The sequence below is a fragment of the Vibrio sp. 10N.239.312.C11 genome, from assembly GCF_041466065.1.
Taxonomy (GTDB): Bacteria; Pseudomonadota; Gammaproteobacteria; order Enterobacterales; family Vibrionaceae; genus Vibrio; species Vibrio tasmaniensis_A.
The window spans coordinates 75,700-85,379 of the sequence record NZ_JBFSRZ010000018.1; the positions used below are offsets into that span (position 1 = coordinate 75,700).

A 9,680-nucleotide genomic window follows, 5' to 3' on the forward strand; every position below is an offset into this window, starting at 1 on the left:
AAAGTAAAGTGGCTGAATTTAAATACAAAGATCTTTCTCAAGAAGAACAAGACAAGCTGGATGCAGCAACCTTTCGTCGCCTGTTAGCACACCTAGACAACAACAAAGATGTCCAAAACATCGACCTGATGATCTTGGCGGGCTTTTGCCGTAACTGTTTCAGTAAGTGGTACAAAGCAGAAGCTGAACAACAAGGTTTAGATTTTGATATCGATGATGCTCGTGAGCGCGTATATGGCATGACTTACGATGAGTGGAAACAAAACCATCAACCAAAAGCGACGCCTGAACAACTCGCGGCATTTGAAGCGAAGCAGAAGCCAGAGTAATTTGTTCTCGTTAGTGATTGATTAACAGAACAAACAAAAAAGAGCCCATCAAGGGCTCTTTTTAATTTTGGCGTCGGTGCTTACTCTGTGGTTAAGCCAACTCACCTGTTTGCGAGAAAGCTTCCAATTTCGCTGCGTAAGGTTGCAGGTCACCAATGTTGTTATTTACCCACTCGTCATTGAAGTAAGTGTCTAGGTAACGCTCGCCGCTGTCACATAGCAAAGTCACAATAGAACCTGTTTCGCCACGTGCTTTCATTTCACTGGCTAACTGAAGCACACCGTACATGTTAGTACCGGTTGATGCGCCAACCTTACGGCCAAGAATATCAGACAACCAATGTGTGGTTGCGATGCTTGCTGCGTCAGGAATTTTACGCATTTCGTCAACCACACCAGGAATGAAGCTTGGCTCTGCGCGTGGGCGACCAATGCCTTCAATCTTGCTGAATGTATTGCCTTTCACGTTCGCATTGCCTGTTTGGAAGTATTCGTGGAATACCGAGTTCTCAGGGTCGACAACACAAAGCTTAGTTTCATGCTGTTGGTAGCGAATGAAGCGGCCGATAGTTGCTGAAGTGCCGCCAGTACCTGGGCTCATTACTACCCACGCTGGAACAGGGTGATCTTCCATCTGCATTTGATTGAAAATGGAGTTCGCGATGTTGTTGTTACCACGCCAGTCGGTTGCGCGCTCAGCGTAGGTAAATTGGTCCATGTAATGGCCATTAAGTTCAGTCGCTAAACGGCGAGACTCATCGTAAATTTCATCTGAGCGGTCAACAAGATGCGCTTGGCCGCCGTAGAATTCAATCTGCTCAATCTTCTTCTTCGCTGTGCATTTCGGCATTACCGCAATAAACGGCAGGCCAAGTAGGCGAGCGAAGTACGCTTCAGATACTGCAGTACTGCCTGATGACGATTCAATGATTGTTGTTTCTGGGCCAACCCAACCGTTACAGATAGCGTATAAGAACAGAGAACGCGCTAAGCGGTGCTTTAAAGAGCCTGTAGGGTGTGTGCTTTCATCTTTAAGGTAAACATCAATGCCTTCGATACTTGGTAGATCGAGCTTGATAAGGTGCGTATCCGCTGAGCGTTGGTAGTCCGCTTCAATTTTACGAATCGCGTTGTTAATCCATTGATGGTCAGTGCACATAAGCGTTCTCCTGATCGAGTGTAGGAATTCTTTGTAATTGGTATGCTTCCAATTTAGCTAGAATTTGAGAGAAAAACTTTGCCATATTTGCTTTGTTTTGCTTAAATTGTAGAAAATTATTCTCTTTAAATTCGATTTGGTGAAAGTGTGATAGATGCCGTAGATAAAAAAATATTAAGGCTGTTACAAGAAGACAGCACATTGTCATTGAACGACATTTCAGAAGCGGTCAACCTCACCACAACACCTTGTTGGAAAAGGCTTAAACGCCTCGAAGAAAACGGCATTATTGAAAAAAAAGTGGCGTTATTGAATCCTGAAAAGCTCGAACTTGCTTTTACAGCGTTCGTATTGGTGAAAACCAGTGATCATTCTCATGAGTGGTATGGTCGTTTTGTAAACACCGTATCGGAATTTCCAGAAGTGATGGAGTTTTATCGCATGGCTGGCGAATATGATTATATGATGAAGGTTCAGGTGAAAGACATGAAGTGCTTTGATGATTTCTACAAGCGCTTGGTGAATAGCATTGATGGTATCTCTAATGTGACCTCGACGTTTGCGATGGAGCCATTGAAGTACACAACGGCATTGCCTCTATAAGCTGCACCTAGCTAAACGTTAACTATCGTTTCAGTTTAGATATATTCTCAGTTTAGATCTCGCCTCTGCGATAAAGAAAAGGAATATTCATGTTTGCAAAAGTATCTACTGCTATCCAATTGGTGCTGGCCGTTGCCATTTTTTATTTGGGTTACACCATCTATTCGTTTACCAATAAAGTCGGTGAAATCGTTGATACTTATCCGCAGGTGATCGAAGATTTATCCGGTCTTACCAAAGGGCTAAAAGTAGAAGAGATGTTAGCGTTTGCTGAACATGTTAATGAGCTTGCTCCTCAGGTGTTAGATACCGTTGAAGACGTCAGAAAGACCGTCGAAAAAGTGAATCAAACCGTTTCATCGGTCGATAATAAAATCCCTGCGATATTAGATGAAGTTAAACATGTCCGAACGGAAGTCGGGCAGGTAAGAACCGATGTCATCCCGCCAACATTGACCGAATTAAAACGATACCGTGTTGATGTGATGCCACCGATGCTCGCTGAAAGTAAATCCTACCGCGAACAAACTATCCCCACTGTTGTTGCTGAATCTGAAATGCTACGAGCGGAAGTACCGGGTATTTTGGAACAAGCGAATTTGCTGGCAGATAAAAGTAAAGAGTTAGCTCAGGGCGCCGCAGAGGGCGCAGTGAAAGGCGTGGTGTTATCGCCATTTAATCTACTGCGAGACGCTGGTGATGGAATTAAAACTCGAGTACAAGGTGAATTCGAACCCTTGCTAGAGGCTGAATAGAGATTACGGACTGTTACGTGACAGCTTGTCGTTAGCATCATTAAAAAGAGAGGCTAGGTATTAAACCTAGCCTCTCTTTTTGTTTTCTCGTACATATTTGGGGCTTGTGAAAAGCGTTTATTCGCTATTTAGTAAAACGCATCACACCTTCTTGAACGGCAGTCGCTACTAGCTCACCTTTCTGATTAAAGATCTCGCCGCGCACTAGGCCACGAGTGTTCGCTGCCGTTGGGCTTTCAATCGCATAAAGCAGCCATTCATCCATCTTGAATGGGCGGTGGAACCAGATTGAGTGGTCAATCGTTGCCACTTGGAAGTTGGGTGTCATGATCGAAACTTCGTGAGGGTGAAGCGCCGTCACCAAGAACCCCCAATCCGATGCGTAAGCAAGCAGGTATTGGTGAATCAATTGGTTGTCTGGCATCGCGCCATTTGCTCTCACCCAAAGGTATTGTTTTGGGTCGGCTTTCTTAGGGTTAAGCGGGTTCACTATTGTTACCGGGCGCATCTCAATTGGCTTTTCGCCACAGAAAGTCTTACGCAGTTTCTCAGGCAAAAATTCAGCAATGTGGCTTGCTAACTCAGTTTCTGATGCAAAGTTCTCTGGCCCTGGGATGTTTGGCATTTCATTCTGGTGTTCAAAGCCGGGTGCGTCACCATGATAAGAAGCCGTAAGATAGAAAATAGGGCGGCCATTTTGAATCGCTTTCACGCGGCGTGTACTAAAGCTGCGTCCATCTCTTAGGTTCTCAACATCGTAAATAATGGGTTTTTCAGGGTCGCCGGGAAATAGAAAGTAACTGTGGAACGAGTGAACACTGCGGTCGTCTTGAACCGTATAACGAGCAGCAGAAAGCGCTTGCCCTAATACTTGACCGCCGTATACCTGTGGCAGACCTAGGTTCTCACTTTGCCCGCGGAACAGGCCTTCCTCTAGTTTCTCTAGCTGAAGTAAATTGAGTAATTCATTTAAAGGTTGACTCATCGCCAGCATGCCTCTTGGTAAAATAGGTGTCAGATTATGGTGTTAATCATTCAGCTTAGTCAGATATCTGTCAATAAATCATAGGGTTTCGAGACAGAATATGAAAGCTCTCTTATAATTGGTGAGTAGATTTGCCGAGTCCGGCAAACATGTTGAGAGAAATTGAATATGAAAAAGGCTCTAATTCTTATTACGTCTTTAGTATCGTTTGGCCTACTTGTGGGTTGCCAAGCAACATCAGAAACCAGTGCTTCTCAGGAAGTGGTTGCAGAGAACACTCAAGTGATTTCAGGAACAGTAAGCTATCGTGAAAGAATTGCATTGCCAGAGAATGCAGTAGTGACTGTTACGCTAGAAGACATCTCACTGGCTGACGCACCATCGACCGTTATCGCGACTCAAGAGTTCACCACTGACGGTAAGCAAGTACCGTTCGCATTCGAGCTGAGCTACGACAACAACAAGATTAAAGCTAACCACCGTTACAACATGCGCGCAACGATTCACGTTGACGGCAAATTACGTTTCACTACTGACACCATTAAGTCAGTGATTACTGACGTAGAAAACACGCAACAAGCAGACCTACGTTTGGTTGGTGTCCGTTAATTCGAAATCGATGCCACTGTTAAGGCATCTTGATTAAGCTTAATTTAGTCAGTTGAATAGACGATTAGTGGCAGCTCTAGGGCTGCCATTTGTATATTCTGAGTTTAACTTTTCCCGCGTCACTCACTTCAATCCCTTCTTCTTGCAAATGCTTTTTCTGACGATCAAAGGAATCCCCTTTCAAAGAGATCTCACCTTTACTATTGATCACCCGATACCAAGGCAGTTTGCTTCCTTCTGGTAGGTTACCCAGCGCTTTACCCACATGGCGCGCATAACCCGGAAATCCTGAAAAACGTGCGATGTCTCCATAAGTTGTTACTTTCCCATATGGAATTTGGTGAATCACAGCAAAGATTTGGGGCAAAAATTGGTCCATACTAAATGTTCCTAGTTCATAAATACCAATCACAGTAAGTAAGTGTTCAAAAATAGCGCAGGGAAAAAGCTTGAGAACAAGACTGCTCTTTTTGATAAGAAGTTTCGATAAATAGTTATTCTACAATCAAAAAATCTAACGAGGTTATCGAGGCTTTTAACAAGCTAGGGTGACCAGTTAATTACTACGATTGGTATGGTACCACGGATCGGTAGAAGGAGAGGGCTATGGTATTTTCAACGTTTCAGTTCTTGATCACCACATTATTAGCGGTTGTTTGCGCGAGAGCAATCAGTTTAAGTGAGGGAGATATCCCAGTACTTGCAATGGTCATTCCTGCATTATGGATTCTACCGCAGGGCGGTATCGCAGGTTTAGCTTTGCTTGCTGCCATGACCACTTACGGTCTAACCCTTCCTTTGCAACCCATCACGCTCTCTGTCAGTGTATGGGTGTTATTCCCACTATTGATGGTGGTCTTTTCAAAACGCAGCAGTTTGTCGGTCGTGATTATTTCTGGCTTGATCGTCGCAACGCTACAAGTCGGGATCATGGTGACGCAATCCGCAGGAAAGCTTGATGGCGTTCCGTGGGTTACTACGCTGCAAACCTTGTCGATCATCGTGATTTGGTGGGCGGCAAATCATCTTAAGCCAGCCAGTCGACACAGCTGGTGGTCATTAGGCTTAATACTTCCATTATGGATGGCCGATTTACCTTATGCCGCTTTGGTGGCTTTGTGCGTCACGGGTATCATGGCATCGATGGAAACATTGACGCGCTTGAAAACTTTCCGTTGGAATAAGCTGTTGTGTTGGACATTGCCAACAGTCGGTTTTGCGGCTTTGGTGATAACCCCAAGTATCGAAGTGCCTAGTCCCGTTTTTGTGGTGTGGTTATGTTTGTTGGGCACCGCTTGGATGACAGACTACATCCTTCGCACCGAAGATAATGAAGACATCGATATTTAGCTCTTCTGTAACCAAACCTTCCAACTGCCGGTAAATGGCGAATTTACCTGCGATTTGCGAATGGGTTGAATAAAGGATAAGCACTTAGAACGCAATTGTTCAAAAATAGGGTGGAAGGGCTTGCAATGGTTGCTGCGATGCTTAATAATCCAATCACTCTTTGAGGCAAGCCTCTTAGAAAAAGAATCTATGGAGGCTCTGGTCCTCCCGCAACACTAACTTGTGAACTCGGTCAGGCCTGGAAGGGAGCAGCCGCAGCAGGCGACGTGTGTGCCGGGATGTGGCTGGGGCTTCCACCCTTCTACTGCTTTATCCTTACTTATCAAATGATTACCCTACAAATATAGCTCAGAAAGCCAATTGGTACTAAATAGTGGTACTAAACATGCGCTATCTTACTCAACGTTCTTCTTCAGGTATTTGGTACTTCCGTTATCAAATTCCCGCCCGATTTCGATCTTTTTTCCCAAATGGGCGTGAAATAAAGAAATCGCTATCCACTCGTTCACTCAATACTGCTAGATTAAAAGCATCTAAAATGCAGCAGGTACTTTGGGAGAGATTGGAGTTGTTAGACAAACACGGTTTTGATGATAGACGACAGGTGAGTGGTTCTAGTGCCATCGCGTTCAAGCTGCCGCCCTTGGACGACACCTACATGTCGGAGTACCTACAGGCCACTAAGCGACAAACACTTTCTAAACTAACAACCTATATTCAGTTACTTGAACGTACCCCTAATCTACTTCGTGCGCAGAAGCAGCGTATCGCTCTGCGTAAAGATGACAGCAGCATTCCCTCTATCGATGTTATTGAGTCCATATGGCAACGTGACGCTAGCCCTTTACAAGTTGCAGACGACATAGCTTCTTTGTATGACTTCCCATCCAAATTGGACACACTGCACTGCCGAGAAGACAAGAAGAATATTTGCATTGCAATGTGCCAATTCACTCGAGACTTTCAGCAATGTCTTGATTCGTTAAATCTTGGTGGGGCTAAGTCCGTCCTTAAGGCAATCCAAGAGTACGAGTCAGGTACTTCCCAGCCCTGGCCTGATGACTTCAGCATTGATGATTGTTGGTCGAGCCAAGAACCAGTACCCGAAAAGCTTGATCAGCCTATCCAGTCAGAAGAACGAGTGGAGGTTCAAATTCAACCTAGTGTTAAATCAAAGGTTGTTGTCGATATTGAAACGGTGATCGAAGGCTACCAACTCGAAAAAACAAACTTGAATAAGGGGCAAAAGGAAGCGAAAGCGGTTTTGACTTCCTGTCGCCTTGTCCATGAACTGCTAGGCTCTCCTGACATGTCTAACGTCAGCCGAGATGATGTTAATCGAATCATTCCACAGCTTAAATTGTTTCCTAAAAATGCTAGGGGCACCGCAAACAAAAAGCACTTTGATGGATTAAGTGCCGATGAAATTATCGATAAAAACAAAGACCTAGGCCTGCCAGTCCGTAAGGAAGACCAAGCGTTGAGAGACATCGAGCGGGCTTCAACACTGTATCGGTGGGCTGCTCTTCATCAGAAGATCGAGTACAACCCATTTGAGGGGCTTAGCAAGTCAAAGTCCAAGACAAAAAAGGGGCGCACACCTGATAATATTCATGGTGACAAAGATAAAAAGGATCCGTTTACGGTTGAAGACCTCAAAGAAATCTTCTCGCATCCGGTGTATACCAAAGGAAAGCTTGGCCGAAATACGAGGCAAAATATACGCTTAAGCTATCAGTATTGGATCATGCTGATTGTAATGGTGACGGGTGCTCGACCGAATGAAATTTGCCAACTGAGAGTTAAAGACGTCAGAGAGATAGATGAGGTGTTGTGCTTTGTCATACAGGAAGAAGATGACGATCAAAGCATAAAGAATGACAGTGCTGCTCGTTATATCCCTGTCCCTGATGTCTTATTCAAACTCGGGTTTCAAGTCTATATAGATTCTGTAAGCAGTGGCAGAATGCTGTTCCCAGACCTTACGTACACTGAAAGCTCTGGCTACTACGGCAAAGTGGAAGATTGGTTCGATAATCACTTTTCAACGCCGATGAAGCTCAAAGAACAGAATAAGTCACTCTATAGCTTACGACACTCGTTTATTTTTGATTATCAAAAGCGCGGTAAAAACTGCATGGCGCTCAAGCAGCTTGTTGGGCACAAGAATGGCAATATTACAGATGATACCTATGGTGGCCGTATCTCTCATAGGCAGTTAAAAGACAAGATCGAAGAATACGATGTCAGTGAGATTTTGAAGGGTGTTTTGCCTTTTGAGCTTGGTAGTTACTAGCCACGCTTTCTAATTGCCACCTCGTGCCTTAGCAGGGCAGAGGAGGTGGTTTTTGGATGGTAAATATAGGTAGAGGTCTCGTCTAGCACATTCTTGGACAGAGTGATTTATGCTCTTTGCTAAATTAGCAAAACATACATTAACCCAAGTATTAAAGAGTTCGATTGGCAAAAGGCAAGACCCTAATGAACTTTTCTGTATTTAACCAAACCACCGTAAACACACAACCCAACGATGGAGTGAAAAATGCCATGCGTTGGGAATCAGTCTTAATCGTTTGTTATGCTTCCCTTTCGAGTTCCTCATGAAACCTGCGCCAAAGAGGCTTTAGTTGACGCTTGATCGTCTTACTCTGCATTGTACTAGCAGCCCGCAAACCATACGTAACAAAGTTTCTGCCGCCTAAATGAGTGTAGCGACTATATAGTTTACGCTTGTACAATCCTTTTTCAGGCAAGCCTTTAGCGGCACGAACCGCATTGTACTTATCCATGGTTTTCTTAGCTAAACGAATACCTCTTTTCATTTTTTCTGAGTATCGAGCTAATGAAGAAGAACGGATATACACGTTCTCACCGTCAAACATAAAACCTAGGTATTGAAGCATTTGATCAGCAACTAAGATGCCACCTTGAGAACTGAAAGTTCTCAGCTCAGTTTTCTTAGGGTTAATTGAAACCTTTAGTTGTTTAACTTGCTCTTGCGCATAGCCAGCGACTTTGTCTCTTAAAGGAGCTGGAACAATGAAAAGCATATCATCACAATAGCGATAGTATTTACCACCATGAATGTCCATGTACCGTTTCATCTCTGCATCAAACTCAAGCATATATATGTTTGATAACAAGGCGCTGATGGGTGAACCTTGAGGTATACCGAACGGGTCTGGATTGGTTTTTATGAGCTTCTTCTTCCTGACAACATTCCGAAATTCTTGAGCAGTGCAGACTCTATTTCTACCGTTTTTAGGATTATTTGGTGAAATACCAAATTCTTTATATAACTCAACTTTATTTACTTTCGAGAACTTCGTAATAGATTTAAAGACATTAAAATGGTCTGACGGCAGCTTTTTCTCGCCTAGTAAACTCGCCCAACTTTGTTTGAGTAAATCATGGTCTAAAGTGTCAAAGAATTTAGAGAAGTCGAGTGCAACTGCACTACATTCACCCATAATTTTAATTTGTTCAAAGGCTTCAAAGGAAAAATCAATATTACTTTTACCTAGCCCTCTAAAAGCGAGAATACTCTCGGTCAAACCCGCCGATTTCAACTTAGCTTCATATTTTTTACTTAGAACGTTGGCATAAAATGCATAGATATGGCTATCCACGTGCGAAGAATAAGCAATTGGACGCTCTTTTACAGCTACATCGATTTTTCGAGTATCTTTGTTTTTGCTTATTTTCTTAGACTCTACCGCATAATTTATTAGCGGAAAGAAAGCATGCTTGGAAACCAAAATAGGATTAGTTACGAGGTTTTTAGCTTTATTGAAGCTAACTGGTAGGTCGAAATGCAGGTAACTACGACTTCGATAGGCTTTGTTGCGTAATTCAATGGAACTAAATCAAGAACCTACGATCTGATCAGC

Annotated in this window: 10 protein-coding genes and 1 other RNA gene; 7 read left to right on the forward strand and 4 right to left on the reverse strand. The window is 43.6% G+C overall.

Annotation, left to right across the window (positions count from 1 at the left end):
• The first annotated feature begins 8 nt into the window (after positions 1-8).
• The gene (locus AB6D07_RS10265) at positions 9-329 is read left to right on the forward strand and encodes a DUF1244 domain-containing protein (RefSeq protein WP_017103199.1); all 321 of its coding nucleotides are present in this window, start codon (positions 9-11) and stop codon (positions 327-329) included.
• Between the two features lie 91 nt (positions 330-420).
• Here the strand turns inward: AB6D07_RS10265 and AB6D07_RS10270 are convergent, their stop codons facing one another.
• On the reverse strand, positions 421-1,488 hold the full coding sequence (locus tag AB6D07_RS10270; RefSeq protein WP_017103198.1) for a PLP-dependent cysteine synthase family protein: 1,068 nt from the start codon (positions 1,486-1,488) through the stop codon (positions 421-423).
• A 147-nt stretch (positions 1,489-1,635) separates the two neighbouring features.
• On the opposite strand from AB6D07_RS10270, the gene AB6D07_RS10275 reads away from it, so the two are divergent.
• The gene (locus tag AB6D07_RS10275; protein ID WP_009847256.1) at positions 1,636-2,091 is read left to right on the forward strand and encodes an Lrp/AsnC family transcriptional regulator; all 456 of its coding nucleotides are present in this window, start codon (positions 1,636-1,638) and stop codon (positions 2,089-2,091) included.
• 89 nt (positions 2,092-2,180) lie between these two features.
• Positions 2,181-2,846: a hypothetical protein gene (locus tag AB6D07_RS10280; protein ID WP_017103197.1), complete on the forward strand. Its 666-nt coding sequence runs from the start codon at positions 2,181-2,183 to the stop codon at positions 2,844-2,846.
• Between the two features lie 124 nt (positions 2,847-2,970).
• Here the strand turns inward: AB6D07_RS10280 and tesB are convergent, their stop codons facing one another.
• The gene (gene tesB / locus AB6D07_RS10285) at positions 2,971-3,831 is read right to left on the reverse strand and encodes an acyl-CoA thioesterase II (protein ID WP_012604483.1); all 861 of its coding nucleotides are present in this window, start codon (positions 3,829-3,831) and stop codon (positions 2,971-2,973) included.
• A 168-nt stretch (positions 3,832-3,999) separates the two neighbouring features.
• On the opposite strand from tesB, the gene AB6D07_RS10290 reads away from it, so the two are divergent.
• Positions 4,000-4,440, forward strand: a complete 441-nt coding sequence (locus AB6D07_RS10290; protein ID WP_009847253.1) for a YbaY family lipoprotein — start codon at positions 4,000-4,002, stop codon at positions 4,438-4,440.
• A 76-nt stretch (positions 4,441-4,516) separates the two neighbouring features.
• Here the strand turns inward: AB6D07_RS10290 and AB6D07_RS10295 are convergent, their stop codons facing one another.
• Positions 4,517-4,819, reverse strand: coding sequence for an MGMT family protein (locus tag AB6D07_RS10295; RefSeq protein ID WP_009847252.1), 303 nt, complete (start codon positions 4,817-4,819; stop codon positions 4,517-4,519).
• A gap of 227 nt (positions 4,820-5,046) precedes the next feature.
• Here AB6D07_RS10295 and AB6D07_RS10300 point away from each other — a divergent pair, with 227 nt between their 5' ends.
• The 3 genes from AB6D07_RS10300 (at position 5,047) to AB6D07_RS10310 (ending at position 8,086) form a co-directional block, all read left to right on the forward strand.
• Positions 5,047-5,790 (forward strand): hypothetical protein, encoded by a 744-nt coding sequence (locus tag AB6D07_RS10300; protein WP_009847251.1) that lies wholly within the window; start codon positions 5,047-5,049, stop codon positions 5,788-5,790.
• Between the two features lie 196 nt (positions 5,791-5,986).
• Positions 5,987-6,083: signal recognition particle sRNA small type (gene ffs / locus AB6D07_RS10305), an RNA gene on the forward strand.
• Between the two features lie 92 nt (positions 6,084-6,175).
• Positions 6,176-8,086, forward strand: a complete 1,911-nt coding sequence (locus AB6D07_RS10310) for a site-specific integrase (RefSeq protein WP_081324618.1) — start codon at positions 6,176-6,178, stop codon at positions 8,084-8,086.
• 280 nt (positions 8,087-8,366) lie between these two features.
• Here AB6D07_RS10310 and drt2 read toward each other — a convergent pair whose 3' ends face one another.
• Positions 8,367-9,647 (reverse strand): antiviral reverse transcriptase Drt2, encoded by a 1,281-nt coding sequence (gene drt2, locus AB6D07_RS10315; RefSeq protein ID WP_372140715.1) that lies wholly within the window; start codon positions 9,645-9,647, stop codon positions 8,367-8,369.
• Positions 9,648-9,680 lie beyond the last annotated feature (33 nt).